The sequence below is a fragment of the Pedobacter xixiisoli genome (assembly GCF_900215335.1).
GTDB classification, from domain to species: Bacteria; Bacteroidota; Bacteroidia; order Sphingobacteriales; family Sphingobacteriaceae; genus Pedobacter; species Pedobacter xixiisoli.
In genome coordinates, this window is the sequence record NZ_OCMT01000004.1 from 72079 (window position 1) to 99060 (window position 26982).

The following is a 26982-nucleotide window of genomic DNA, read 5'->3' on the forward strand; positions in this document are numbered from 1 at the left end:
TATAAAGGCTTCCAATTTTGGGAGCCTTTTTTATTTGGTAAAGATAATTGGTGCTTCTATTTATGTTAGTCCCGCTTTCGCTCATAGTCCTCGCTCCGCATCGCTAACGCTCTTGCTCGCTGTGGGCTAATCCACTCAATCGGGTTTTGATAACAAAAGACTTTACTGAACCACTTCATCTTTCCGTCATTTCGAATGACAATGAGAAATCTAACACTAGTTGGCAATTTGCTAGATTTCTCCTCGTTCCTCGTTCGAAATGACGTTACTATTAAGGTTTTCTAGGGAAGAAATTAGGATGTGAAGAATTGCAAAAAGATTTAAACCAAAGTGGTCGTGTCAACAGCCCTTTCCTTCATTAACTTTTGTATCAGATAAGCAATAATCACTACCGCTAAACACCCTACTACATTTAGCCATAAATAAGCCACCACTTCTGCAAAACCCAAAGCACAAACAATAATTTCTGCTGAAATAGCCGCATAAAAAACCGCTTTGCTTTTCACGTTCTTTAGGTAGAAAGCGACTAAGAAAACGCCTAAAATGGTTCCATAAATAAATGAACCGAGAATATTTACTGCTTCTATTAAGTTTCCGATTTTACTGGTAAACAAAGCCATAATGATACAAACCACCCCCCACAAAACCGTTGCCCATCGCGATGCATTCACATAAGTTCCATCGCTGCCAGTTTTATTAAAGATACGTTTATAAATATCCACCACTGTGGTAGAAGCTAAAGAGTTTAAAGCACTAGCTGTAGAACCCATGGAGGCCAAGAAGATAATGGCGATCAAGAGACCTATCAATCCCTTTGGAAGATACTCGGTAACGAAGCTCAGAAAGATGTAGTTGTTATCATTTGTAGAAGCATTAGCATCATTCTTTTTCATCAAAGTCGTTAACTCTTCTCTAATTATTTTGCCATCTTCATCATACTGTTTAACCAAAGTACGTTGTTGGTCAATCAATCTTTGGTTGTCACTTGCTAAAGCTGCATCTAGCTTTTCTACTTCCATTTTTTTCTTCTCAAAAAGCTGGTCGTACTTAGTTTGAATTTGGGCTAACTCTGCCTTGTGTTCACTTTTCTCGAGTTTATTTAACTCGTAACTATTGAAAAACAAAGGTGCTTTATTGTATTGATAAAAGGTAAATACTAGCACACCAATCAATAGAATTAGAAACTGCATCGGGATTTTCACCAAACCATTCATCAATAAACCCAATCGGCTTTGCCCTACAGAAGAGCCTGTTAAATATCTTCCTACCTGACTTTGATCGGTACCGAAATAAGATAATTGCAGGAAGAAGCCCCCAATAATCCCACTCCAAACATTGTAAGGGTTAGTCCAACTGAAATCGAAATCTATGGCGTTGGTACGTCCCATTTTTCCAGCAATGCTGATGGCTTTTCCAAAACCTACGCTCTCAGGCAACAAGTGCACTACCATAACTCCCGCAGCAAATAAGCCACAAAAGATAATACTCATTTGCAATAACTGTGTGTAAGAAACTGCCTTTGTTCCACCAAAAACTGTGTAAAAAATTACCAAGCCACCCATAAATAAAGTAGTATAAGTAACGTTGATATTTAGAATAGTAGAAAGGATAATTGCTGGTGCGTAAATGGTAATTCCAGTGGATAAACCGCGTTGGATTAGGAACAGAAATGCGGTTAAGGCACGTGTTTTAAAATCGAACCTTTGCTCTAAATATTCGTAGGCAGTATAAACCTTTAACCGATGGAAAATTGGCACAAAAGTGACGCACAAAACAATCATCGCCAATGGCAGACCAAAATAGAACTGCACAAAACTCATCCCTGAAGAATAAGCCAAACCTGGTGCAGAAAGAAAGGTAATGGCACTAGCTTGCGTAGCCATCACCGAAAGACAAACCGTGTACCAAGGCATGCTCTGTCCGCCCAATAAATAGGCATCCATGCTCTTCGTTCCACGACTTTTGTAAAGACCATAACCTACAATTCCCAATAGGGTTAACAGCAAAACCGCCCAATCTATATTGCTCATTGGAAATATTTAGTAAAAGCGTAAAACAAAGCGATTAGTAATACCAACCAAAATATAAGGAGGTAGTAAAACTGTTTCCAGGTTTTTACGAAAGGAGGTAAATCGTTTGGTTTTTCTTGCATGGTTGTTTTTTATGTGGTAGCGGTTACTTTAAATACTGCGTCATTTCGAACGTATGTGAGAAATCTAACAATTAATTAGCTTGTTGTTAGATTTCTCCTCGTTCCTCGTCGAAATAACGGAAGTGCTATTTGGATAGTAAATTCGCAAATAAACGATAAGCCCCAGGCACTCCGGCTGGCAATTGCCTGAAAAACGCTAATGAAGTGTAAACAAACTTTCCTTTACCGTAATTTGCAATCAGCAACGAACCGCCATTAGGTGCTTCACCAGTATCATTCATCTTTAAAATCGTTTCATATTTCGGGTCGATATCATCAGCAAAATACAAACCTCGTTCTTGTACCCAGCCAATAAAATCTTTCTCCGTAATTTTATTTGGTTGATTTAATGCCGCATGATTAGCTTTAGTAAAGGTAACTTTCGCATCCTCTTCGGTAACACGTTTATTTACCAATCTAAAGGGATAAGGACCAAAATTAGTTGATTTTAAACCATTGTTAACATTGTACTGTTCTAACAAAACCCCTCCGTTTTTCACGTAGTCCATCAGTTTGTTATAAACGTTCTTGGCTTCTTCGTTTACGTTAAAAAACCTCACACCAATGACAATAGCGTCAAAAGAAGAAAGGTCGTTTAGCATTATTTGCGTTGTATTCAAATGTACCACTTCATAACCTACTTGCTGTAGCGCATTGGCTACTAAATCTCCCGCACCATCAATATAGGCAACACGCTTGCCGGCAATTTTCAAATCGGCTACTTCCAATTTAGCGGTAGCATTTGGAAATAAATTGATATTCGGAATATGATCATAGCGAATAGTTCTAAAACCTTTACTCTCTGTTTCACCAGCAATTTTAACTTGTAGATTTAGCGTAGCTGATGTCGAATTTGCAGCAGGCGTAATGGTAAAAACGGCCAATTGCCCATCGCCTTTTTGTGTAAGACTGAAGGTGATTTTCTCTGGACTACTTTTCCATCCGGCAGGTAAAACTGGAACTACATCCCCAACTACATTTTTAGTGAAGCTCTTTAAGTTTACTTCTATCGCCTTTGGCTGACCGTTTACGAATAGATAAGCTTGATCACTTAAAGTTGCGGTTACTTTTGGCGCAATTACCAAAGGTTGATATTGTTCGCCCTTAATTGGATTGGTTGATTTAAAAAGGATAGGTAAACCTACCTCAATTTTTTCTCCTTTAACGATAAATTGAACGCTAGCAGCTAAACCATTCGGATTTTCGGGATAGCCAATTTCATCTTGTTGATCAATGGCGTAATAACCTATGGGATGCTCTTTTTTAAGATAATAAGGCTGTGTAATATCAGATTTTTCTGCTTTTAAGTTGTATTTCATCGATGAAAGACGATTGTCCTGTAAATCGATGTTTCTATCCTTTAACTGTCCGCTAATTTTTACTGGACTTGAGGCTCTGTAAATTGCATTTATAGTCACAGGAATGCTATCGCCTACGGCATAACTCGCTTCTGGCACAATAGCCTCTGCCCATAAACCTACACAAGCCATAATCAGTTCATCTAATAATTTATGATTAAAGCCCTGTTCTTTTGCAGTTAAATTTTTAAGCTTTAGTAAATCTGTTAGCGATGCTGATGGTTGATTGACTTTGTATTGCTGTTGTATCTGATTCAACAAATCTAAAACCTGCTTATTACTCACCGAGATATTGATGCCATCGAACAAAGAAACTTTTGCTGGTTCACCAGCGGTATGACTAAAATATTCGAAAGCCTCGCCTCTTTGCAAGGCAGAGCCAAAACCTTGGCTTTTATGGTTAGTACGACTGATAGCAGCAATTTCTCCGTAGTTTTTACCCAACAAAGGATTGTAAGTTCCTACATCCATTTTCAACTGGTCGGGAGCTGTGGTGTTGTTATTTCCAAAATTGTAGGTATTCCATAAAATGCGTTTTGCTTTCCAAACTGTTATCCCATTTTTTAATTGTTCTGGAAATTGCTTAGGGTCTGCAGCAGCTATAAAAGCTTCTCTAGCAATAATTGCCGAAGCAGCATGGTGCCCGTGTCCTGCTCTGGCATCTTCCGGAAAACGGGTGATAATTACATCCGGCCTGAACTTACGAATTACCCAAACAGCATCCGCTAAAATTTGCTGCTTACCCCAAATCTTGAAAGTTTCTTCTGAAGTTTTAGAAAAGCCGAAGTCGTTTGCTCTACTGAAAAATTGTTGGGCACCATCTACTTTTCTAGCCGCTAAAAGTTCTTGTGTTCTTATCTGCCCTAGCAGTTCTGCCTGCTCGTTTCCAATTAGGTTCTGTCCACCATCACCTCTAGTTAATGAAAGATAAGCAGTTCTTACCTTGGCTTCTTTTGCCAAATAGGCAAGTAATCTGGTATTTTCGTCATCGGGATGGGCTGCCATATAAAGTACGCTACCTTTTACTGAAAGACTTGCGATACCTTGAGCAATTTCTGCGCTATTGAGGGCATTTAGCTGTTGTACTTGTGCTTTCACAAAGCATGGCAATAGCATAGCAGCAAGAAAAAATGTCTTGATGTTCATTGTGTATTGGTTGTATGGCTAAAATAGTTAATTTTTGTAAAAGCCTCCCGAAATGGAACATTGTTTGCAGAACTTCTATTATATTTTTACAAGCCACAGATGCGCAGATTTTTCATCCCTGATTTTATCTATGGCCAAACTAAATTTTAAACACACACAAAATGAAAAATTTACTTTTAGCTTGCCTTATTGTCGTTAGCTTAGGCTCGTGTGGCATTAATAAACAGGCACAACAGATAAAAGCCTTGGAAAAGTGCGATTATCGCCTTACTGATGCCACAAACATTACGATTGCTGGAGCAGATGTAAGAAAAATTATTCAAGGTGGAGCTACTTCATCGCTGAATATTCCTGGTTTAGCATTAGGTTTATTGAGGAAAGATATTCCATTGAGAGCAAAATTGAATTTGGAAATTACCAATCCTACTAGCGCCTTAGCTGCCATTAACAACTTTGACTACATTGTACTAATTAACCGACAAGAAGTTTTCAATGGCTCGGTTGATCAGAGCGTGAGTATTGGTGCGGGTCAAACTACCTTAGTTCCTGTACAAGTAAATGCAAACATCTACCAGTTTTTAACAGATAACAAGATGGTTGACGAAATTGGTGCATTCATTGGTGGCGCAACCAACGGTTCTGAGAAAAAAGGATTGGTTACTTTAAAAATCCGTCCTTCTATTAAAGTTGGTGGCGGATTGGTAAAATATCCTGGTTATATTACCATTGATAAAGAGGTAAGCAGTAAGATTTTGCTGTAAAGAAATCATTTCGTAAACAAATATTACCGAGCCTATAAACTAAATCTTGAGAGATGAGTTTATAGGCTTTTTCTTTTAATTAATAGCCAAATCTTCAGAGGATTAATACATTATCTACAACTAGTTCTTCAATTCGGTGCAACATTAAACATTCCAGTGCGTCTTGTTGTAAAATCGAATAAATGAAGAAAATTCTATTATCGCTACTTATTATGCTAAGCTATCAGCTCTCTTTTGCACAGAAAGGCAGCGTTACTGGAAAGCTGTTAGACAGTGCCAACAACAAAACGACGCTCAACTTTGCTACTATCTCAGTATTTAAAGGGACTGATACCGTACTGCATACCTATAAACTTTCTGACGATAAAGGCGTATTTAAAATCAATAACTTAGAAATAGGCATTAAATACCGTTTGGTAGTCAACGCTTGGATGTATAATATTCACCGTCAGGAAGTAATTATTCAGGCTACTCAACCGAACGTAAATTTAGGAAGTATCTTCCTTTCAGAAAAAACAAATACGCTGAACGAAGTGGTGATACAATCAGAACGTCCGCCCATTATTGTAAGAAAAGACACCATCGAGTTTAATGCGGAATCTTTCAAAACTTTACCGAGTGCTGTAGTCGAAGATTTATTGAAGAAGTTACCAGGTGTATCTTTAGAAACTGATGGAAGTATTCTGGTAAATGGAAAAGCGGTTAGCAAGATTTTGGTAGACGGAAAGGAGTTTTTTGGTGGCGACCAACAGATTGCGACCAAAAATTTGCCTGCTAATATTATCGATAAAGTTCAGGTAAGCGATGACCCTGAGGCCAAAAGGAGAGATCCAGATTTAGTAGCGGCAAATGTTCCTCAAATCATCAATCTAAAACTTAAGAAATCTATTAAAAGTGGTGCTTTTGGAAAACTTTATGGTGGCGGAGGACCAAGAGAACTGTTTGAAGTTGGTGGAATCATGAACTTCTTTAGAGACACGACCCAAGTAAGTATTTTAGGCTACAGCAACAATGCCAACAAGCCTGGTTTTAGCATTGGCGATGTCATGCGAATTGGTGGATTTTCTAGGTCGGGTGTTAATTCTACGATGGTTAACTCAGATGGTGGTTTTTCTTTGAACGGAATTTCTTTTGGTGGTGCCATGAATGGTGGTGTACAAACATCGTCTGGTGCAGGGGCAAATTTCAATACCATCACTAAAAAAGGCATTAAAATCAACGGAAAATATTTCTTGGGATACGCAAAAACCCTAATAGAGCAACTTACCGATATTGAACAAACCCGTGGCGACAATCCGTTTTACATCAATACCAATTCGTTACAAAACAATAGAAACTACAGCCATAACTTTGGTGGACGCATTGAAGCAAAACTAGATAGCTTGACCAAGCTTACCATTGAGCCCAATGTTTCAATTGGATTGGCGAGAAATGCCGTAGATTTAAAAACAACGACCTTAAATAGCAACCGAGAATTGGCTAATAACGCTGATAACTTGTCTAGAACAAAGGGAAACAATGTCGATTACAACATCTCTACCAGCTTATGGAAAGATTTTAAGAAAGCTGGAAGGTCGTTAAACCTAACCCTGAATCTTTCGCAAAAAAATAACCTGAGCGACAATTTTATCTTAGACAATTTTAACGATCTAACTTCTAACACGGTACGAGATCAATGGCGGGATAATGACATTAGTAATTTCAATGCCAATATCAACGCAAATTACAGCGAGCCAATTAGTAAATCGTTAAGCTTAAATATTGCCACGAGCGCTAATTACATCGATAATGAGAATGCTTTAGCGACTTTTTTAAGAAATCCAAGCAATCAAGCTTACGACATTGCTATACCCGACTTTACAGAAACTGTTATGCAAACTGGTTTCAAAACAAACAATAGAGCTAGCTTGCGTTGGAAGGTAACGAAGGATTTAAATATTCAGCCAGGCTTTGTTTTCAATACCATCGACTTAGAAAATAAATTCACGAAGCAAGAAAACATTGAGCAGCATTTTAATTTCTTTGCTCCTCAGCTAATTATCAAGTACAAAAACCTAAACTTCAGTTACTCTCCTTCATTTAGAGAAGCCGATGTCAGATATCTACAAACAGTTCCCAACAACACCAACTCTACATTTATACAAAATGGAAATCCTAATTTACGCCCTTCTAGAACACATCAGGTTAATTTAAATGTATATAAATACGATACGAAAAGGACTCTAAACTATAACATTTACCTAGGCGGAAGTGTACAAAACGACGGTGTTATCATGGCAAGAGAAGTGGATGCTAATTTGAGACAGATTTCTACTCCAGTTAACCAAGATGGCATTTGGCAATTCCATAGCAATGGTAATATTTCGAAGGATTTTAAAAGTGCAAAAAGGCAGATTACCCTTAGCGCCGGATATTGGGGCAATTACAACAAGAGCTATGTAATTGTAGATAATGTAATGAGTGATAGCCGTTTAATTAATGGTGGGCCAAGATTGGGTGCTAGAATTAATTTGAACGATAAATTTGAATTTGGAGAAACTTACAGTTTTGGTTTCAACAAGAGTTTCTATGAAAACGATTTCTATACTAATTTAAACTATTACAATCATGGCAGCGATACTGAAATGATTATTCGCTTTCCTAAAAAAGTAGTTTGGGAAACGAACTATCGCTTGCAACATAACACACAAACCGTTAACGGGCAAAACAATACCATCAGCTTCTGGAATGCAGCAGTTACATTTCTTTTCATGAAAAACGACAGGCTACAATTAAAATGCGGCGTTAACGATATCCTTAACACTACCAATAGACGCTACGTTTACCTTAGCGAGAACTCAGTAAGAGATTTAAGAATAAATAACATAGGCAGACACGGGCTTTTTACCCTCACTTACAACATCCAAAATTTTGGCGGCAAAGTTGGCGGTAAAGACACCATGTTTAGGTTCTAAAAATGGTTAATAGTTAATTAAGATAAAAGACCGTGGATGCGGTCTTTTATTTTTTGTAGTATCTTTAATATACATCAAAACCTATTGAAGATATGCCTGAAAAGTTTCAAAACAAATACCGAATTCCATCGGCTAGAGCCACTTGGTGGGATTATGGCTCGAATGCACCTTATTTTGTAACTATCTGCACAAGCCGAAGCATACATTATTTTGGCAAGGTGATAGATGGAACAATGCGATTATCTGCTATCGGCTTAATTGCCCAACAATGCTGGAATGAAATTCCTTTACATTTTCCTTTTGTGATATTGGATGAATTTGTGGTGATGCCTAATCATATTCATGGGATTATCATTATCAATAAACCTAATATCTATATGCAATCTGCCGGCAATGTAAAGACGCAAAATTTTGCGTCTCCTAACTCATCCAATGGGACGCAAGATTTTGCTTCTTCGGCATCCAATGAGACGCAAGATTTTGCGTCTCTACCTGCGGAAAATCATACAAAAAACAAATTCGGGCCACAATCAAAAAACCTGGCATCTATTATCCGCGGATTTAAAATTGGCGTGACCAAATCTGCTCGATTATCAAATCCTGATTTTGCTTGGCAACCCAGATATCATGACCGTATTATTCGTGACGAAAAGGCATACGAAAATATTGCGAACTATATCCGAAACAACCCAAAAAACTGGAAGAAAGACAAATTTCATCAATAAAAAAGCCCCGACTAAATCGGGGCTTATATTATATTTTTTCTCCTCTTTCGAGTTTTTCTTTTCTATGTTCTTGCGATAGGTAATGTAACAAGGTATTCAATACCACGGCATTCCAATCGTCATGTAAACTTACATTGATATTCTTTTTTCTATCGTACATATCCTGAATATGCAAAACACCTTTATCCAGAAAATATTTGATTTGGCTCCAAGGTAAGATAGCTGTTTTTGTTTTGCCTAAAAACCAAGTTTTGTAAGATACTTCAAAACCTTTATAATCAAATTTTGCTGCGCCAACCTCTAATTTCTCTTGATTATTCAGTTTCTCAATGAAATCGTTTACTAAGTGTTTCTTCACATACTGCCACAAACCCGACATGATGTAGTAATAAGTATGGTCTTCCTCTAAAAGCTCTTCAACCTTACTGCTTTCAAACTGTACGCTAACAGATTTACCATCTTTACTTTTTACATCGATAGTATATTTCTTCTTGGTAGGTTTTTTTACAGGACCAATTAACGATACACCGTATTTCACAGCGGCAACATCGCCACAAGCTATACGGGTTTGATTTACTTCGATAGCTTCGGCAGTAATCTTTACTTTTTGCTTTGATGAAGGGATGACGATATCTACGTCGAAATTATGATGTTGCATGGGTCCGAATATACAGATATTTTAGAAATGAATATATATCAAAGAGCTATGATGTTTAAGATTATTTTACCAAGACTTACCGAAGCTTAAGCCAACGGCTACAGCTAAAAATCCAACCAATAAACTTGCGAGTGTGTAAATAATTAGCAGCGTATAATTTTGCTGTTGTAATAATTGAATATTTTCTGAGGCGAAAGTAGAGAAAGTGGTATATCCTCCACAAAATCCAGTAACAAAAAGCAGTCGTAGATTTTCATTTTCTGTTGGATTTTTTCCAAATATTCCTACACATATTCCGAGTATAAAACAGCCCAAAACATTAGCGATAAAAGTTCCCAATGGAAATCCATTTACAGCATATCTGGTTGCAAACACCGAAGTTAGAAATCGAAAAATGCTTCCTATTCCTCCTCCCAAACCTACTAGTAAAATTTGTTTTAGCATTCGTTTGAATTAGCCACAGATGCACAGATAAATCTAAATATTTAATAAAGATAAAACATCTGTGCATCTGTGGCGAAAAATTAAAGCCCTAATCTATGTTTTCTTAACGTATCTTTAGCAATATCGTAACCCGCATCGGCATGACGAATTACGCCCATTGCAGGGTCGTTGTGCAACACTCTTTTCAATCTTCTAGCGGCATCTTCCGTACCATCAGCAACAATCACCATACCTGCGTGGATAGAGTAACCAATACCTACCCCACCACCGTGATGTAAAGATACCCAACTTGCGCCACCCGCAGTATTAATCAACGCATTTAAGATTGGCCAATCTGCTACCGCATCCGAACCGTCTAGCATTGCTTCAGTTTCTCTATTTGGAGAAGCTACAGAACCTGTATCTAAATGGTCGCGACCAATGACAATAGGTGCTTTTACCTTACCTTCAGCTACCAATTTATTAAATGCCAAACCAGCTTTTTCTCGTTCACCTTGTCCCAGCCAACAAATACGAGCTGGCAATCCTTGAAAAGCAATACGTTCTTGTGCCATGGTAATCCAGCGTTTTAAACTTTCATTCTCAGGAAACAGCTCTAAAATCACTTTATCAGTTTCGTAAATATCCTGTGGGTCGCCACTTAAAGCTGCCCAACGGAAAGGTCCTTTTCCCTCACAAAACAACGGACGGATATAAGCTGGCACAAAACCTGGAAAATCGAAGGCATTTTTAACACCAACTTCCAAAGCTCTGCCGCGTAGATTATTGCCATAATCAAAGGTGATAGCCCCTCTTCTCTGCAGTTCCAGCATCTGTTCAACGTGTTTCGCCATCGTAGCATAACTTCGCTTAACATATTCTTCAGGATTTTTCTCACGTAATTCCGCAGCCTCAGCAACGGTCAATCCCTCTGGAAAATAGCCAATCAATGGGTCATGTGCCGATGTTTGATCCGTTAAAGTATCTGGAACTATGTTTCTGTCAATCAATCTTTGCAACAGCTCTACCGCGTTACAAACCACTCCGATAGAAATGGCTTTCTGCTCCTCCTTATATTGTAATGCTTTGTCAATCGCTTCATCAATATTATAAGCAATTTCATCAATGTATCTCGTTTCTAAACGTTTTTGAATGCGCCATTCTTCCACATCCGCAGCTAAGCAAACGCCTTGGTTCATGGTAATGGCCAACGGTTGTGCACCGCCCATACCGCCTAAACCCGCAGTTACATTTAGCGTTCCTTTTAAGTTACTATCAAAATGCTTCTTAGCCAAAGCAGCATAGGTTTCATAAGTTCCTTGCACAATGCCCTGCGAACCGATGTAAATCCACGAACCGGCGGTCATTTGTCCGTACATTATCAAACCTTTATCTTCCAGCTCATCAAAATGTTGCTGTGTAGCCCATTTGGGCACTAGCTGTGAATTCGAAATTAGCACTCTAGGTGCATCCTTATGTGTTGGCAAAACTCCTACAGGTTTCCCAGATTGGATTAATAAAGTTTCATCGTCTTCCAAGTTTTTTAATGCTTTGATGATGAGTTCTAGTGCTTCTTTGTTTCTCGCAGCTTTACCTCTTCCTCCATACACAATCAAATCTTCAGGTCTTTCGGCAACAGCTGGGTCTAAATTATTTAACAACATTCTTAACGCCGCTTCTTGCACCCATCCTTTACAATTTAAGGTTGCTCCAAGTGGTGTTTGACTTTCTTTCAGGTTCATATATTTGGTGGTTATTTTATTATTAAAAGTATTTTAACCACCTAAGACACCTTAGAAAACCTAAGACCTAAATGAGCTAAGATGTCTGAGGTGGTTCATTTAATCAACGCGTTGTTTATCACAGAAATCTAAAATTGTAATACTAAAATCGTAAATACCTTCATTGTTACAATTTCAAATTTAACGAATTATTATTATTTGATTAATTTCGCATTAGAATGCAAGCAAAGAAGCGTCATTTCTTGAAACAAATTTCTGCGGTACTAATTCTGGCGATATTTTCGTTAGCCATTACGCCTTGGGGAGCCTTGCATCATCATGAGAGCGAAACCGTTGTTCACGAGAAACATTGTACACATACCGTACACGTAAAAACATCTACCGAAACTTGCTTGATTTGTAAAGCACATTTCGAAAAGAATTTCACTACCGATTTCCATAATTACCTAGTTTATTTAAAAGGTAATCCTGTTAAGGCAATATTTCCATTAGTTGGTAATTCATTTACTGATATTATTGCCAGCTGCCTACGTGGCCCTCCAGCTCATCCATAAATCTACCTATTCTTTGTGTATGCTGTCTTTTTTCTGGCCAACAGGCGATGAAAGAGCGGTCCATTAATTATCCATCGTTTTACGTGAGTGGAAATACCGCTTAATTATATTTCTTTTATGAAAAGGTTACAACTTTTAGTAACTGTTTTTGGCATTTTACTGTCTTTAAATACCTTCGCTAATTCATTAGTTAGCATTAAAGGTAAGGTTGTCGATGCCTCAACACAAGCACCTCTAGCTGGTGCAACACTTTATATTTCTGATTTAAAAACCAGTACAAGCACCAATACCAATGGTGAATTTACCTTCAATAACGTCCCTTCAAAAGGTAAGTTCTTATTAGAGGTTCGTTATTTGGGCTACAAAACCACTTCAAAACTGATTGACTTAGCCACACAGCAAGAAATTACCTTTGCTTTAGAACCGTCGGTAATAGAAAGTGCCGAAGTCGTCATTACCGGAACTCCATTTAGTGCCAACAACAAAACCAACAGTTTGGCCGTGGTATCGGTTAGCAGAGATAAATTGGCACAATCTGCCGCTACCAACTTGGTAGATGCCATTGCTAAAATTCCAGGAGTAGCGCAAGTAACTACTGGTGGCGCAATTTCAAAACCCACCATCAGAGGTTTAGGCTATAACCGCGTATTAACGATGGTTGATGGCGCAAGAGAAGAAGGCCAACAATGGGGCGATGAACATGGAGTGCAAGTAGATCAATTTGCTGCGGCTCGTATCGAAGTACTGAAAGGTCCAGCGAGTTTGCTTTACGGTTCTGATGCCTTGGGCGGTGTTATCAATATTATTGATGATTTGGTGCCTGCCGAGGGAACTTACAACGGCAACTTCACCACCAACTACAACACCAACGGAGGCTTAACGGGCTCTTCGTTAATGATGCAAGGCAATACTAAAGGTTTTGTTTATCGTGGTCGTGTGTCTTACAAAAATGCTTACGGTTTTGGCTATAAAGGCCATGTAGTGCCAAATGCAGGTTTTAACGAAATCAACACGAGTGCCATGTTGGGCTTGAATAAAACTTGGGGTTATACGCACCTGAGTTTATCTCGCTTTGCAACCAATATTGGTTTGGTAGAAGAAGGTCCAGATGCTGATGGAAACTATTTAGACGAAGAGGGAAATGTGATTAGCAAAAGTGATGCAAAATCGAGGTCGTTGAACTTACCTTTTCAAAATATCAACCATTATCGTGCAGCTTTAAATAGCAATGTACTTTTGGGTGGCGGTCAGTTAAAATCTACTTTTGCATTTCAGCGCAACATTAGAAAAGAGTTTGAGGAAACTAAAGAGGAGCCTGGTTTAAACTTAGGCTTAAACTCTTATACTTACGATGTAAAATATTCTTTCGCCAATAACGGAGTTTGGGAACCGACCATCGGTTTGCAGGGCATGTACCAAACTAATAGAAACAGTGGTGAAGAATTTTTAGTACCTGATTATAATAGTAACAACATTGGTGCTTTTGCCTATTTGAAACGCAATTTCGAAAATGGTGCGATCAACGCCGGTGTACGTTACGATTACAAAAAAATTGATGGTAAAGATTTGTTCGAAGATCATGGCGACCATCAAGACCAAGTCTTCAGTGCCTTTAACAATAGCTTTTCTAATTTTACAGGTTCTTTGGGTTTTGCATTTGATATCGCTAAAAACCTAAACTTGAAAGGAAACATTGGTTCTGGATTTAGAGCGCCAAACATTGCAGAGCTAGGTGCCAACGGTAAACACGAAGGTACTTTTAGATATGAAATTGGTAACAGCAATCTGAAACAGGAAACTAGTTTACAGTTCGATTTAGGTTTGACGTATCAAGCAGAAAACATTACTTTGGGCTTAAATGCCTACAGCAACAAAATCTATGATTACATTTATTTAAGCAACCTGAACGATGAAACCATTGTGAACACCGACCATGATGGCAACACGGAAACTTTACCCGTTTATCGTTTCTTACAAACAGATGCTAACTTAATAGGTGGCGAAGCTTCGGTAGATTTTCATTTAATTAAGGCATTGCACTTTGAGAATACTTTTGCCTATGTGAAAGGCACTAACAAAGCCACCAATTCTCCTCTGCCATTTATTCCCGCAGCAAGTTTAAATAATGAGATCCGTTTTGAGCCGAACCTAAAAGGATTAAACGACAGCTTCATTAAAGTAGGTTTAACCAATGTTTTTAAACAAGATAGAATTGATGCTTTTGAAACAGAAACTGATGGCTACACCTTGTTTGACGCTGGAATTGGCACTTCCTTTAAAACTAAAAAAGGCAAGCTAAACGTTTGGATTACTGGGCAAAACTTAACCAACAAACTTTATTATAACCACTTAAGCCGCTATAAATTAGCGAATATTTACAATCCTGGTCGTAATGTAAGTTTTGGAATTAGCGTGCCGTTGTAGTATTGCACTTATTAGCATATTAGACTTACGAAGTTTTTAAACGGCGAAGCCTTCACCTTATTTACAATTATAAGCTAAAGTTAAACTTCGTAAGTCTTCAAGAATTGACATTCATAGTCCGTCATACCCAACTCGATTGGGTATTGTAAAGCGAAAGAAAGTCAATATAATTTCCGTCATTTCGAACGTAGAGAGAAATCTAGCATCATGTAGTTGGTTGCTAGATTTCTCCTCCTTCGTTCGTCGAAATGACGAAAACATAAAAGAAGTCCTTCATACACAAATGAAGAGCTTTTCTTTTTCTATCTCACCCATTCTCTCCAATCATCCTCAAAAAATTATTTACAAAAAATTTGGAGATCAAAAATTTAGAATTACTTTAGTGTATTATTTAACTAATACACTAGTATGATAAAGATAGACAATCTAAATTTTAGCTATAGCAAGCATAGAGTTCTCTTTAAGGATATCAGCATGCAACTGAGCAGTGGTCATATCTACGGACTATTGGGCAAAAATGGTGCAGGCAAATCAACCTTATTAAAAAACTTAGCCGGTTTGGTATATGCACAAAGTGGAAAAATTGAAGTTTTAGGCTTAGACCCTGCAAAAAGACAACCTGCACTATTGCAGCAAATCTGTTTCATTCCCGAAGAGTTTCATTTACCAGCTATCAAAATCGATAGTTATGTAAAAGCCAATGCTGCTTTCTATCCAGAATTCGACCATCAATACTTTGCAGATTTATTGAAAGAGTTTGATATCCCAGTTGGACAAAAATTGATTGACATGAGTTACGGACAGAAAAAGAAAGTGATTATCTCTTTCGGTTTAGCAACCAATGCCAAGTTAGTGATCATGGACGAACCAACCAACGGTTTAGACATTCCTTCTAAAGCGCAGTTCCGTAAAATTATGGCATCTGCATTAACGGAAGATAAATGCATCATTATTTCTACTCACCAAGTACGCGATTTGGATAATTTGATTGACACCGTAATTATGTTGGATGAAAATAAAATTGCGCTAAAAGCTACGGTAGAAGAAATTACAGACAAGCTTTCTTTCAAACGCCTAAAAGAAATTGATGAAACGGTAATCTATGCCGAACCTTCTTTAGCTGGCTACAATGCAGTAATGCCAAATTATCATCAAGAAGATAGCAAGCTAGATATGGAATTGCTCTTTAATGCAGTTTTAGCAGAGAAAAACAAACTGAAACCAATTTTTAACTAAACAGACATGAACAATACTTTCGACTTACATCGTTTTACGCTATTGCTTAAGAGGCAGTGGCTAGAGTTTGGTAAAATCTTTTTGATTACGTTATTGGTGGCTACAGGTGTTGTTGCTGCATTTTACGCACTAACGCTGTTACCTTTACAAGAACTTGGCTACATTTCTGATCAATTGCGCTTTAGAGAGCCGCTTTTCATCATATTTGGTTTTTTGTTCATTAGCATCATTGCAAGTTCATATTTTGCTCATCTGGGGCAAAAATCTAAAGCCATCATCGATTTATTGATACCAGCTTCTACTTTTGAGAAGTTTTTAGCTGGGTTTTTCTTCACTTCGATTTTATCTGTACTCGCTTTTCTTCTAATTTTTACGATTACAGATTGGGCTTTCATTACCTATATCAAATCATACTTCAGAACAGGAGACTTAAAGGAATTAGCAGAAGTGAAAACATTTTTCAGCAAAAATGAAATCGGCACATTTGCTCCTGTATATGTAATGCCTTTTACTGTTACCAGTGTTTTCCTACTTGGATCAGCTTATTTCAACAGGTTCCACTACATTAAAACTGCCATCTGTGTAATGCTTTTTAGTGGCGCATGGACTTACATTGTAATGAACGTGGTAGATGTACTATTGAGCGGTAAAACTTCAATTAATTTAGGCAACAATGGCAAAGATACCATGGAGTGGCTATTGTTCTCTATTATAGCACTATGCACATTGGTGGTTTTGAGCATCACCTACGTTCGCCTTAAAGAAAAAGAGGTTTAATTTTAAAGAGAGAAACATGGAATTTAGAGATAACAAAGCGATATATCTTCAGATAGCCGAATATGTTTGCGAGCATATTTTACTGGAGAAATGGCAAGCTGACCAAAAAATCCCATCGGTGCGGGAAATGGCAGTAACGCTAGAAGTAAACCCCAATACAGTAATGCGTACTTACGAATTACTTCAAAATAAGAATATCATTAACAACAAAAGAGGTATAGGTTTTTTTGTGGCTGAAGAGGCGGTAGCAAATGTAAAAAGCTATAGAAAAGCTCAGTTTATGGAAGATGAGTTGCCTATCGTATTTAGAAATATCTATTTGCTGAACATAGATTTTGAAGAGTTACAAACTCGCTATAACACTTTTGTTAAAGAAAACTTTTAATACTTGAACTCATGAAAACCAGTAATAAATTATTAATTGCTTTTGCAGCTGCACTTATCATTGTTCCGATTTTGAGTATGGTATATGCTTCAAAAGCTTACTACATAGATAGCCAGACTTGGGCTGATTTAGAGAAGCAAAATGACAGCTTCGATGGCAAATCAGAAAACATGGAAGCCATTCAATTGAACCAATTTAATGCCATTAGCATTGCCGATGGGAAGGAATATACCTTCTACATTCGCTTAATTAAGGATAACAAATTTGGTATCAAGATATATAAAGAGCATAAAGACTTGGTAAAGTGCAGTGTAGATAAAGATGGAAAGCTACAAATTACCTTAACAGGCAAAAACGTAGAACGTCGTTACATTAATTTGTTGATTTATGCACCAACCACAAATGCCTTAAACGTGAATAACGCTTCAACAATTGAGCTAAATGCAAAAGGAGATTCCATAGTTGTAAATCTTAAGAAGTTCGAAGATTTTAGATTTGGTAGAGATGCGAAATTCCAAAAAGCAAGTATTAACGCTGAAGATGGCTATACAATTTTTGAGGGAAATACAGCCGCAAAATCGATATACCTAAATTTAAAGAATGCAAACTTTAGAAGTGCGGGAGTATCTTTTGAAGACTTAGATATCGCTTCGGCAGGAAAATCTGACATTGATGTATTTGGTGGCAAAGCCAATAAGGAAAAATACGCCATCCGCAACCTAGCTTTGAAAACTACAGACAGTGCCAACGTTACTTTCAGATCTATTGATATTGGAAAAGCCAAAGGTTCTTTATCAGACCAAACCATTATTCAAATACCTGTTGCTAACTTAAAACAGATATTGAAGTAATCAGCAATTGGCGATAAAACCGTCATTTCGAACGCAGAGAGAAATCTAACATTCTATTTACTACTTGTTAGATTTCTCCTCCTTCGTTCGTCGAAATGACGACAAACCGTCTAATCTGGAGAACTTACTACTTAAAAACCCCTAACCTTATGATTTTCCTTATCGTAATCCTAATTATTCTTTGCCAAGCTTGCTAGTTTTGAATAAACTGCAAGGCAGCTTTAATATCCGTTGCCAGCAATCTATCTGCATCGTTAAAGCCTACTACCACTCTAAAATCCTGCATCAATTTTTCAATTTTTGGAGATGATTTTAATGGTCTTCTCAATTCTAAAGCTTGTGTTGCAGTAATCAGTTCGATGGCCAAAATACGTTCTACATTTTCTACCACACGCAAACATTTGGTAGCGGCATTAGCGCCCATACTTACATGGTCTTCCTGACCGTTGCTACTTACAATGCTATCTACCGATGCTGGTGTACACAACTGTTTATTCTCGCTAGCAATAGATGCTGCAGTATATTGCGTAATCATCAATCCAGAATTTAAACCCGCATTTTTCACCAAGAATGGTGGTAAACCTCGTGTTCCAGAAATCAGTTGGAAAGTTCTTCTTTCAGAGATAGAACCGATTTCGGCCAATGCCAAACACATAAAATCCAAAGTCAAAGCCAATGGTTGTCCGTGGAAATTACCTGCCGAAATAATCAAATCTTCATCAGGAAATACATTAGGATTATCCGTTACCGAGTTAATTTCCGTTTCAAAAACGGACTGAATGTATGTTACGCTATCCTTACTTGCACCATGCACTTGCGGCACACAACGAAATGAATAAGGGTCTTGCGTTTGCTTACCTTTTTGTACAATCAGCTCGCTTCCTTCTAGCCAGCTTTTTATATTTTCTGCTGTCTGCAACTGCCCCTTATGCGGACGAATGATGTGGCTTAGGTTTAAAAATGGATCAATGCGACAATCAAAAGCATCGATAGCGGTGGAAGCAATGGCATCGGCCCAAGCCAGTAAATTTTGAGCTTTTAACAAACAATGAACCCCATAAGCACTCATAAATTGTGTACCGTTAATCAACGCTAAACCTTCCTTACTTTGCAACGTTAAAGATTGCCAGCCGAGTTGCTCGTATAATTTAGCAGTGCTGATTTGTTTATCTTTATACCAAACATCGCCCTCGCCAATTAGCGGCAAAGCCAAATGTGCCAAAGGAGCTAAATCTCCAGAAGCTCCTAATGAACCTTGGGTATAAACTACTGGCAAAATATCATGATTATAGAAATCTATCAATCGTCGTACTGTAGTCAAAGCAATGGCAGAATGACCATAACTCAAAGACTGAATTTTTAACAAAAGCATCAACTTTACAATCGGCTTTGGCACTTCATTTCCAGTTCCACAAGCGTGAGACAGCAGTAAATTATGTTGAAGTTGTGTGAGTTTATCTGCTTCAACTTTTACATTTTGCAGGTAACCAAAACCAGTGTTAATTCCGTAGATGGGCTCTTCGGTTCTACTCATTTTATCATCCAAATAAGCTCTGCATTTAATAATTTTTTCTTCAGCAACAGCCGATAAAGCAATTTTTTGCGATGAATGAATAATTTCTTGGATAGCAGCAATAGTTAACCTATTAACGCCTACGTTGTACACGGTCATATCAATTCCATTTGGTCGCTTAAAAGTATAAATAATGATAAATTTAAACTAATTTGTTTCCTTCACGTTTATACTATTATTCGATTTATTATGAAACGTTTACTCTTATTTGCCGTTGCTTTTATTTTCAGTATCAACTTGTTTGCTCAAAAAACCGATACTTTATCCATCACTTTAGAGCAGGTAAAATATGCTTATCCCGTAAAATATTTACCAATACAGGTAGAAGGGCAAGATTTACGAATGGCTTACATGGACGTGGCACCAACCTCCAAAGCTAATGGCAGAACGGTGATGTTATTTCATGGCAAAAACTTTGGCGGTTATTACTGGACTAACGTCATCAAGGCATTAACAGCGAGCGGTTATCGTGTAATTGTTCCCGACCAAATTGGTTTTGGCAAATCGTCCAAAGCATTTATCCATTATAGTTTTCATCAAATGGCCAAATGGAATAGCCAATTATTGGATAGTTTGAAGATTTATAAAGCTGTGATTTTAGGTCACTCTATGGGTGGAATGTTAGCTACTCGTTTTGCGTTATTATTTCCAGAAAAAACGGAAAAATTAGTATTAGAAAATCCAATTGGATTAGAAGACTACAGAGCATTTGTACCTTATGTTACTACCGAACAACAATATAAGACCGAGCTAAAAACTACTGCAGAAAGTGTAAAGAAATATTATCAGAATTCCTATTTTACCGAGTGGAAACCGGAATATGACGATTTGGTGCGCATTGCTGGTGGTGTAACTTTCAGCGCCGATTATCCACGCTGGGCAAAAGTAGCAGCATTAACTTTTACCATGATTTACGAACAACCTGTAGTGCATGAATTTCCGTATGTGAAGGTACCAACTTTGTTATTAATTGGTAAAGAAGACAAAACCATTGTTGGTAAAGGTTTGCTTAGTACCGAAGACCAAAAAAAGTACGGACAGTATAAGGTTTTAGGAAAAGCTACCGCAGCTAAAATACCAGGTTCTAAACTGATTGAATTTGATGGCCTTGGGCATATTCCTCACTTAGAAAAACCAGAGGAGTTTATGAAAGCGCTGATTGGGAATTTGTAAATTGAAGCACAACCATAAATCAAAACGTCATTGCGAGGCACGAAGCAATCTTTCCAATTAATAAAAGATTGCTTCGTGCCTCGCAATGACGACAAAGTTTGAAAAGTAATTATTTCCTCTCTACAATCATATAACTCACTTTCTGAAATGAAGACCGATTTATGCAAATGCTTAGTTTAACTCTCTAAAATCTCCAGCTGAGCAATCACGTCTTCTTCCGTAATTGGGTATGGCTCGTTGTTAGCAATAGCTTGATAAACCAATTCGAAAAGTTCTCCATAATTACCTTTTGGCGATGCCACAGTTGTAATTTCTCTTCCGCCATCTGGTGTTACAATTGTCAGTTTGCCTGCATCTTCAGGTATTTCAATTCCATAACCTTCATCGGTTGGTTTCATGCCCTTTAATAATTGGCTTTCTTGAATATCACCGTGATTTTTAGAAAATGAGCCTAAAGAACCGCTTACAACAAATGCGGGAGGAATATCTGCTGCCAACATTGTAGAGGTTAAATACACATTTAATTGGTTAGCATAAGCCAAGTGAATGAAAAAATAATCATCTACCTTGCTTCCTTCTCTGTTGTTAGCGAGTACTTTATAAAACCTGTCTGGTTTACCGAATAAAGCAATAGCTTGGTCTAGCAGGTGCGGCCCTAAGTCGTAAGACAATCCACTGGCTTCAAAGCTACTGTCCTCTTTAAAAGTTTTAACTCCAATTTCGTTTCTATACCTATCGTAACGAAAATGAACTTCAATTAATTTTCCAAGTTTTCCACTTTCTATTATTTCTTTGGTGATGTTAAATCCACTATCAAACCTTCTATTTTGATAAACCAAAGCTTTTTTGCCCACTTCTTTTGCCAACGCAAATAGCTCTTTAGCTTGCGCTACTGTAGCTGTAAAAGGCTTTTCCACCAAAATATGCTTACCCGCTAACAAGCACCTTTTTGCATAATCGTAATGCGTATAATTTGGCGTATTGATAATAATAAGATCGATATTTTCATCAGCAATTAACTCATCGATGGTATCATAGCTTTTTACACCAGGATAATCTTGAGCTGCTTGCTTTTTACTACGCTCTGTAACTGCTACAAAATTAAACCCATCATTTAAATGGACAAAAGGTGCATGAAACACCTGTCCAGACATGCCATAGGCCATTAAGCCCACATTTATTTTAGAACCCATAATTACAAAGCTAAAAGACTAAAGCTAAAAGAACGAAGATTAAGGATGAAAGAGTAAAGACCAAAGCTTAAAGTGTAAGTACATAGCTTGAGTCAAATCTGTATATTTGCAATATGAAGCCAGCAGAAATCAATATTAGATGGAAAGAGCTGCAAGAAAAACTAGCCAAAGATTTTGACTCAGACACTCCTGATTTAAAAGTGGTTTTGTTTTTAATTGGTGTACAAGAGTTAGGTAAAGGACCAGGAAAGTTCAGCAAAAGACAAAAAGAAGAGTTAATGCATATTGCTACTTGTCGTTTGTTAAGCGAAATGGGATTTTATGAATTAGAAGCGCTAGACCAAGATGGATGGCCACATTGGAAATTGGTAAAACAAATTCCAGCGTACGCAGGTCTTGAACAAGAGATGCTTCTAAAATCTCTAGCTATCACTTATTTTGCAGACATCTACGAATAAAAAAAGTCCCGATTACTGAATCGGGACTTTTCTATTTATAAAGATAATCTAAAATTATCCTGCTTTTTCAGCAGCTTCTTTTTTCAATTGCTCGTTAGCTACGATTACAATCTCAACTCTACGGTTTGCCGCACGACCAGCGTCGGTAGTATTATCAGCAATAGGCTCGTTTAAACCTTTACCTTCTGTAACTAAACGCGATGCAGGTACACCTTGAGAAACTGCGTAAGTTTTAACAGCAGCAGCTCTTTTTTCTGATACTGTTTGGTTTACCGCAGCTGTACCAACATTATCAGTATGACCAATAACTTTTACGTCAGTTCCTGGATATTGATTTAACGAAGAAGCTAAAGATTGGATGTTAGTTTTAGCTGCATCTTTCAATTCTGTTTTATTGAAGTCGAAAAGGATACCACTATCAAATCTAACGATGATACCTTCACCTTCGCGAATTACCTCTGCTCCTGGAATTGCCTGCTTAATTTCAGCCGCTTGCTTATCCATTCTTTTACCAATGAAACCACCAGCAGTACCACCAACTGCAGCGCCAATTACAGCACCTACAGCAGTATTACCAGCCTTTTTACCAATTAGCGCACCAATTACGCCACCTGCAGCAGCACCAATACCTGCACCTTTTTGAGTATTGTTTAAGCTGTCGCAGCTTTGAAATGTCATTGCACCTACCGATAAAGCTATAGCGACAGTTGCTGTCTTAAATTTTGTAGTCATCATTTTCTTATTTCGTTTATTATAATGTTGTTAATTTTATATTCAAAGGTAATGCCAATTTTACACAACTGCATAAAATACTCTTAATACGAATAGAATCATCGCCTCAGATAAACAATCCTGTATAAAGATAGTTTTACATTTACCTCGAATTGGGCAAATAATTGACCATAATTATATACAGCCTTATTCCGAGAAATAGGCTTCCAGTTCCTTTAATGAATTTTCATCTGTATAAAAATCCTTTATTACCTTACCTTTTTCCAATAAGATAATTCTATCGCAAACATCCGTTACGTGATTTAAATCGTGGCTAGAAATAAAAGTAGTTAAGCGTTGTGTTGTACTTAAATTTTTCACTAGAGCTTTGAGCCTGATTTGTGTAGTTGGATCTAAATTTGCGAATGGCTCGTCCAAAATTAGCAGTTCTGGTTTTTGCATTAGCGCCGCTGCAATTCCTACTTTATTCTGGTTTCCCTTAGAGAAATCACGAATATATTTTCCTCGGCTTAAAATCTCCCCATTGAAAAATTCTTCATACTGTTTCAAATAATCACTTACATGGGCAACACTTAAACCATGCAAACTGCCAATGAAAGTAAAATATTCTTCGGGCGTTAGGTAATCTATCAAGAAACCTTCATCTAGATAAGAAGCCGTATAATCTTTCCATTGAGAACTATTGGCTACATTTACATCTTTTGATAAAATCTCACCGCTATCTGGACGGATCAAGTCCAAAAGCATTCTAAAAAATGTTGTCTTACCTGCCCCGTTATTTCCAACTAAACCAATGGTTTCACCAGCCTTAATATTTAAATGCTGAATATCTACTACGGTACGACCAGCGTAACCTTTTATTAAATTCTTAACTTCTATCATATTGTTATTCTCTAAAGCCTTCGGCTATTTTATAACGTTGTTTCTCAAATTTTCTAACAATAACCCCTACCCAATAATTACGCAAGAGTAAGCCTATTAAACCTAACAAAGCCAACATCGCCAAACCCAAATAAGGCTTATTAAATATTCCAAAAGGGATGTAAATAATTAAGGGAACCAGCAAAAGAGGTAAGCCCAACAGCCATTGCGAAGCGCCAACTCCTTGCCAGTTGAAACTTGCACTGCTAGTAATATCTAATCTTTTGTAATTAAAGTTGGCGAAATAAAGCACCACTACTGTACCCACACCAATGTTGTACAGGTAAGCTGCCAAATGCAATAACAGCAGTTTGTAGCTCATGAAACCATAAAAGCCAGAAAGCGCTGTAATAAGTGTACTGCTAATGGTAAACAACAAAAATTTAGCTTTGATAAAATCTCTATAATTGATTTTATTGACCAACAATCCGTCGAAATGCGCACTTTGCCAAGCATACATAAACTGTCCGTAAACTGAGATATTTATACCTGTCATGAAGATGGCTGCGAATAGCATTTTCCCAAACTCATCGTTATCAATTAAAGGCATACGGTAGAAAAAGAAGCCATAGCACAAAAACAAAAAGCCCATAATTACCGAACTTCTAGAACGTTTGTGCCGCAAAATCAATTTTAATTCTAGCGCTGCCAATTCTCCTGCTCTACCAAAATTATTCAGGAAAGGATAATCTGTACTTACTTTTTTATCGTCTTTTGTACTTAATTCTTCGGTATACAAATTAGCTGTTAAAAACTTAGCATTGATATAGAAGACCGCAAATGCAGCCAATGGGAATATCAAAGCCAAAAAAGGCCATTTTGCTATGTTTTGAAAAACTAGATTAGAGAAATCTCTGATGGAGATAAATCCGTAATAATCTGAAGCCGCCAAGCCTAAAACCACCAAAATGCCGACTGCAAAGATCAATACATTGTTAATGGCTCTGCGTTTGATATACAGCACCAAGAAATTATTGAAAACAATAAGCCCCAATATAGATACCATATAGGCCAATACTGCTACAGCACCACCTGAAGCACTGATATTGATAAAAATAAATGGAAAGAAAATAAAAAACGGCAGAATATTAAAGAACGAAAACAGCGACTTTAAATTCAGGAAGTTTACAATGGTTCTTCTAAATATATTTAAATGAAGATAAGGTACAATACTTAATGTTGGCAAATCCTGCATTTGTATTCTCACCGCTAAATCAAGCAGGAAATAATACAATATCAAGCCATTAAAAACTATGGTGGGATTAATGCCTGGCATAATTTTTTCGATGATAGAAGTCATCCAAAAGCCTATACCAATAGCTACTACTAAAAAGTACAGCATAAAAAAGCCCAGTACAATTTGGGCAGCAATACTTCCTGCCTTGTTTCTACTTCGCCAAAAAGATTTCCACTGATGCGATAAAAAAGTTGTTAGCATATTAATAATTGTATTTGTCTTTCCAATTTTGTTTCAGTTTCTCTCTTAATTTTTCTTCTGCTGGATTTTTACCAGGGTCGTATAGTTTGGTACCCCTTAGCTTTTCTGGCAAATACTCTTGTTCTTCGAAGTTACCATCGTAAGCATGTGAGTATTTATAATCTGCGCCATAGCCAATGTTCTTCATCAACTTTGTTGGCGCATTACGTAAATGCAATGGCACAGGCAAATCTCCTGTTTCTTTAACCAAAGCTTGCGCATGATTGATTGCCATATACGAAGCGTTACTCTTTACCGATGAAGCCATGTAGGTTACACATTGCGACAAAATAATTCGGCTTTCGGGAAAACCGATCACATTTACTGCTTGGAAACAATTGTTAGCTAATAGCAATGCATTTGGATTGGCATTTCCGATATCTTCTGAAGCCAGAATCAACAATCTACGAGCGATAAACAATGGGTCCTCACCGCCTTCGATCATTCTTGCTAGCCAATATACTGCACCATTTGGGTCGCTACCGCGGATGGACTTAATAAAAGCTGAAATGATATCATAATGTTGCTCGCCTGCCTTATCGTATAGTGCTAAGTTCTGTTGAGCATGAGCGAGTACATTCTCATTTGTCAACTCAATTTTGTCACCACCAATGCCGTTGATAGCAATTTCTAAAACATTAAGCAACTTTCTGGCATCGCCACCACTTAAGCGGATTAAAGCTTCATGTTCCTTAATCTTTATTTTCTTCTTCGATAAAATTTCGTCTTTGGCAATAGCTGAATTCAGTAAACCAACCAATTCTTCTTCGGTTAGGTTCTGAAGAATGTAGACTTGGCATCGAGATAGCAAAGCTGATATGACTTCGAAACTCGGATTTTCTGTAGTTGCACCAATTAAAGTGACCAAACCACGTTCTACTGCACCCAACAAACTATCCTGCTGAGATTTGCTGAAACGATGAATCTCGTCGATAAAAAGCACAGGCATTCCCATAAAACTGCCTTTCATTGCCGCAGCTTTATCGATTACTTCCCGCACATCCTTTACACCCGAGTTAATGGCGCTCAATGCAAAAAAAGGTCGGTCTAAGTTTTGAGAAATAATGGTTGCTAAGGTAGTTTTTCCCACTCCTGGTGGGCCCCAGAAAATCATGGATGGAATGCGACCGCTTTCTATAGCTTTTCGCAACACCGCACCTTCACCCACCAAATGCTTCTGCCCTACGTATTCATCAAGGCTTTGTGGGCGTAATCTCTCGGCTAACGGTGGAAGGTTTTGCATTTTTTAAAGGTAAGAAATTTAGCTACA

The 26982-nt window shown here is 37.6% G+C and carries 22 protein-coding genes; 11 read left to right on the forward strand and 11 right to left on the reverse strand.

Annotated features, from left to right (window positions below; genetic code table 11):
- Positions 1-320: 320 nt before the first annotated feature.
- Together CRO54_RS16400 and CRO54_RS16405 are read right to left on the reverse strand one after the other, a co-directional pair.
- Positions 321-2030, reverse strand: a complete 1710-nt coding sequence (locus CRO54_RS16400; RefSeq protein ID WP_097133176.1) for a sodium:solute symporter family protein — start codon at positions 2028-2030, stop codon at positions 321-323.
- Between the two features lie 247 nt (positions 2031-2277).
- Entirely contained in the window at positions 2278-4695 is a 2418-nt protein-coding gene (locus CRO54_RS16405) for a PIG-L family deacetylase (RefSeq protein WP_097133177.1), read from the reverse strand.
- A gap of 161 nt (positions 4696-4856) precedes the next feature.
- Here CRO54_RS16405 and CRO54_RS16410 point away from each other — a divergent pair, with 161 nt between their 5' ends.
- From CRO54_RS16410 to CRO54_RS16420, 3 genes are all read left to right on the forward strand, one after another.
- Complete coding sequence (locus tag CRO54_RS16410; protein WP_097133178.1) at positions 4857-5456, forward strand: LEA type 2 family protein; 600 nt, start codon at positions 4857-4859, stop codon at positions 5454-5456.
- A gap of 182 nt (positions 5457-5638) precedes the next feature.
- Positions 5639-8410 (forward strand): outer membrane beta-barrel protein, encoded by a 2772-nt coding sequence (locus CRO54_RS16415; protein ID WP_097133179.1) that lies wholly within the window; start codon positions 5639-5641, stop codon positions 8408-8410.
- A 92-nt stretch (positions 8411-8502) separates the two neighbouring features.
- Entirely contained in the window at positions 8503-9135 is a 633-nt protein-coding gene (locus CRO54_RS16420; protein ID WP_097133180.1) for a transposase, read from the forward strand.
- Positions 9136-9163: 28 nt separating this feature from the next.
- On the opposite strand, the gene CRO54_RS16425 is transcribed toward CRO54_RS16420, so the two are convergent.
- From CRO54_RS16425 to hutU, 3 genes are all read right to left on the reverse strand, one after another.
- Positions 9164-9793, reverse strand: a complete 630-nt coding sequence (locus CRO54_RS16425; protein WP_097133181.1) for a hypothetical protein — start codon at positions 9791-9793, stop codon at positions 9164-9166.
- A gap of 66 nt (positions 9794-9859) precedes the next feature.
- Positions 9860-10237: a fluoride efflux transporter CrcB gene (crcB, locus tag CRO54_RS16430; RefSeq protein ID WP_097133182.1), complete on the reverse strand. Its 378-nt coding sequence runs from the start codon at positions 10235-10237 to the stop codon at positions 9860-9862.
- An 80-nt stretch (positions 10238-10317) separates the two neighbouring features.
- Positions 10318-11958 (reverse strand): urocanate hydratase, encoded by a 1641-nt coding sequence (gene hutU, locus CRO54_RS16435; protein WP_097133183.1) that lies wholly within the window; start codon positions 11956-11958, stop codon positions 10318-10320.
- A 218-nt stretch (positions 11959-12176) separates the two neighbouring features.
- On the opposite strand from hutU, the gene CRO54_RS16440 reads away from it, so the two are divergent.
- The 6 genes from CRO54_RS16440 (at position 12177) to CRO54_RS16465 (ending at position 18185) form a co-directional block, all read left to right on the forward strand.
- Positions 12177-12512, forward strand: coding sequence for a hypothetical protein (locus tag CRO54_RS16440; protein ID WP_097133184.1), 336 nt, complete (start codon positions 12177-12179; stop codon positions 12510-12512).
- A 117-nt stretch (positions 12513-12629) separates the two neighbouring features.
- A complete protein-coding gene (locus tag CRO54_RS16445; protein WP_097133185.1) occupies positions 12630-14936 on the forward strand; it encodes a TonB-dependent receptor in 2307 nt (768 codons plus the stop codon).
- A 408-nt stretch (positions 14937-15344) separates the two neighbouring features.
- A complete protein-coding gene (locus CRO54_RS16450; protein WP_097133186.1) occupies positions 15345-16172 on the forward strand; it encodes an ABC transporter ATP-binding protein in 828 nt (275 codons plus the stop codon).
- A gap of 6 nt (positions 16173-16178) precedes the next feature.
- A complete protein-coding gene (locus CRO54_RS16455) occupies positions 16179-16949 on the forward strand; it encodes a hypothetical protein (RefSeq protein ID WP_097133187.1) in 771 nt (256 codons plus the stop codon).
- A gap of 16 nt (positions 16950-16965) precedes the next feature.
- Entirely contained in the window at positions 16966-17334 is a 369-nt protein-coding gene (locus tag CRO54_RS16460) for a GntR family transcriptional regulator (RefSeq protein WP_097133188.1), read from the forward strand.
- Positions 17335-17345: 11 nt separating this feature from the next.
- Positions 17346-18185, forward strand: a complete 840-nt coding sequence (locus CRO54_RS16465; protein WP_097133189.1) for a GIN domain-containing protein — start codon at positions 17346-17348, stop codon at positions 18183-18185.
- 193 nt (positions 18186-18378) lie between these two features.
- Here CRO54_RS16465 and hutH read toward each other — a convergent pair whose 3' ends face one another.
- Positions 18379-19857 carry a histidine ammonia-lyase gene (gene hutH / locus CRO54_RS16470; RefSeq protein WP_097133190.1) on the reverse strand — a complete coding sequence of 493 codons (1479 nt, stop codon included), beginning with the start codon at positions 19855-19857 and terminating at the stop codon, positions 18379-18381.
- Positions 19858-19947: 90 nt separating this feature from the next.
- Between hutH and CRO54_RS16475 the strand changes: the two genes are divergently transcribed.
- On the forward strand, positions 19948-20931 hold the full coding sequence (locus CRO54_RS16475; RefSeq protein WP_097133191.1) for an alpha/beta fold hydrolase: 984 nt from the start codon (positions 19948-19950) through the stop codon (positions 20929-20931).
- A gap of 176 nt (positions 20932-21107) precedes the next feature.
- Here the strand turns inward: CRO54_RS16475 and CRO54_RS16480 are convergent, their stop codons facing one another.
- A complete protein-coding gene (locus CRO54_RS16480) occupies positions 21108-22124 on the reverse strand; it encodes a Gfo/Idh/MocA family oxidoreductase (RefSeq protein WP_097133192.1) in 1017 nt (338 codons plus the stop codon).
- Positions 22125-22237: 113 nt separating this feature from the next.
- Between CRO54_RS16480 and CRO54_RS16485 the strand changes: the two genes are divergently transcribed.
- Positions 22238-22582 carry a hypothetical protein gene (locus tag CRO54_RS16485; RefSeq protein ID WP_097133193.1) on the forward strand — a complete coding sequence of 115 codons (345 nt, stop codon included), beginning with the start codon at positions 22238-22240 and terminating at the stop codon, positions 22580-22582.
- Positions 22583-22636: 54 nt separating this feature from the next.
- Here CRO54_RS16485 and CRO54_RS16490 read toward each other — a convergent pair whose 3' ends face one another.
- The 4 genes from CRO54_RS16490 to CRO54_RS16505 form a co-directional block, all read right to left on the reverse strand.
- The gene (locus tag CRO54_RS16490; RefSeq protein WP_097133194.1) at positions 22637-23317 is read right to left on the reverse strand and encodes a YiaD family glycine zipper/OmpA-like lipoprotein; all 681 of its coding nucleotides are present in this window, start codon (positions 23315-23317) and stop codon (positions 22637-22639) included.
- 183 nt (positions 23318-23500) lie between these two features.
- Positions 23501-24196, reverse strand: a complete 696-nt coding sequence (locus CRO54_RS16495) for an ABC transporter ATP-binding protein (protein WP_097133195.1) — start codon at positions 24194-24196, stop codon at positions 23501-23503.
- A 4-nt stretch (positions 24197-24200) separates the two neighbouring features.
- Complete coding sequence (locus CRO54_RS16500) at positions 24201-25673, reverse strand: DUF5687 family protein (RefSeq protein WP_097133196.1); 1473 nt, start codon at positions 25671-25673, stop codon at positions 24201-24203.
- Position 25674: 1 nt separating this feature from the next.
- Positions 25675-26955 (reverse strand): replication-associated recombination protein A, encoded by a 1281-nt coding sequence (locus CRO54_RS16505; RefSeq protein WP_097133197.1) that lies wholly within the window; start codon positions 26953-26955, stop codon positions 25675-25677.
- Positions 26956-26982: the final 27 nt, after the last annotated feature.

What these genes read in the sequence shown, in the direction of transcription:
- CRO54_RS16400 (WP_097133176.1), bottom strand. Translation starts at nt 2,030, where the DNA reads ATGAGCAATATAGATTGGGCGGTTTTGCTGTTAACCCTATTGGGAATT.
- CRO54_RS16405 (WP_097133177.1), bottom strand. Translation starts at nt 4,695, where the DNA reads ATGAACATCAAGACATTTTTTCTTGCTGCTATGCTATTGCCATGCTTT.
- CRO54_RS16410 (WP_097133178.1), top strand. Translation starts at nt 4,857, where the DNA reads ATGAAAAATTTACTTTTAGCTTGCCTTATTGTCGTTAGCTTAGGCTCG.
- CRO54_RS16415 (WP_097133179.1), top strand. Translation starts at nt 5,639, where the DNA reads ATGAAGAAAATTCTATTATCGCTACTTATTATGCTAAGCTATCAGCTC.
- CRO54_RS16420 (WP_097133180.1), top strand. Translation starts at nt 8,503, where the DNA reads ATGCCTGAAAAGTTTCAAAACAAATACCGAATTCCATCGGCTAGAGCC.
- CRO54_RS16425 (WP_097133181.1), bottom strand. Translation starts at nt 9,793, where the DNA reads ATGCAACATCATAATTTCGACGTAGATATCGTCATCCCTTCATCAAAG.
- crcB (WP_097133182.1), bottom strand. Translation starts at nt 10,237, where the DNA reads ATGCTAAAACAAATTTTACTAGTAGGTTTGGGAGGAGGAATAGGAAGC.
- hutU (WP_097133183.1), bottom strand. Translation starts at nt 11,958, where the DNA reads ATGAACCTGAAAGAAAGTCAAACACCACTTGGAGCAACCTTAAATTGT.
- CRO54_RS16440 (WP_097133184.1), top strand. Translation starts at nt 12,177, where the DNA reads ATGCAAGCAAAGAAGCGTCATTTCTTGAAACAAATTTCTGCGGTACTA.
- CRO54_RS16445 (WP_097133185.1), top strand. Translation starts at nt 12,630, where the DNA reads ATGAAAAGGTTACAACTTTTAGTAACTGTTTTTGGCATTTTACTGTCT.
- CRO54_RS16450 (WP_097133186.1), top strand. Translation starts at nt 15,345, where the DNA reads ATGATAAAGATAGACAATCTAAATTTTAGCTATAGCAAGCATAGAGTT.
- CRO54_RS16455 (WP_097133187.1), top strand. Translation starts at nt 16,179, where the DNA reads ATGAACAATACTTTCGACTTACATCGTTTTACGCTATTGCTTAAGAGG.
- CRO54_RS16460 (WP_097133188.1), top strand. Translation starts at nt 16,966, where the DNA reads ATGGAATTTAGAGATAACAAAGCGATATATCTTCAGATAGCCGAATAT.
- CRO54_RS16465 (WP_097133189.1), top strand. Translation starts at nt 17,346, where the DNA reads ATGAAAACCAGTAATAAATTATTAATTGCTTTTGCAGCTGCACTTATC.
- hutH (WP_097133190.1), bottom strand. Translation starts at nt 19,857, where the DNA reads ATGACCGTGTACAACGTAGGCGTTAATAGGTTAACTATTGCTGCTATC.
- CRO54_RS16475 (WP_097133191.1), top strand. Translation starts at nt 19,948, where the DNA reads ATGAAACGTTTACTCTTATTTGCCGTTGCTTTTATTTTCAGTATCAAC.
- CRO54_RS16480 (WP_097133192.1), bottom strand. Translation starts at nt 22,124, where the DNA reads ATGGGTTCTAAAATAAATGTGGGCTTAATGGCCTATGGCATGTCTGGA.
- CRO54_RS16485 (WP_097133193.1), top strand. Translation starts at nt 22,238, where the DNA reads ATGAAGCCAGCAGAAATCAATATTAGATGGAAAGAGCTGCAAGAAAAA.
- CRO54_RS16490 (WP_097133194.1), bottom strand. Translation starts at nt 23,317, where the DNA reads ATGATGACTACAAAATTTAAGACAGCAACTGTCGCTATAGCTTTATCG.
- CRO54_RS16495 (WP_097133195.1), bottom strand. Translation starts at nt 24,196, where the DNA reads ATGATAGAAGTTAAGAATTTAATAAAAGGTTACGCTGGTCGTACCGTA.
- CRO54_RS16500 (WP_097133196.1), bottom strand. Translation starts at nt 25,673, where the DNA reads ATGCTAACAACTTTTTTATCGCATCAGTGGAAATCTTTTTGGCGAAGT.
- CRO54_RS16505 (WP_097133197.1), bottom strand. Translation starts at nt 26,955, where the DNA reads ATGCAAAACCTTCCACCGTTAGCCGAGAGATTACGCCCACAAAGCCTT.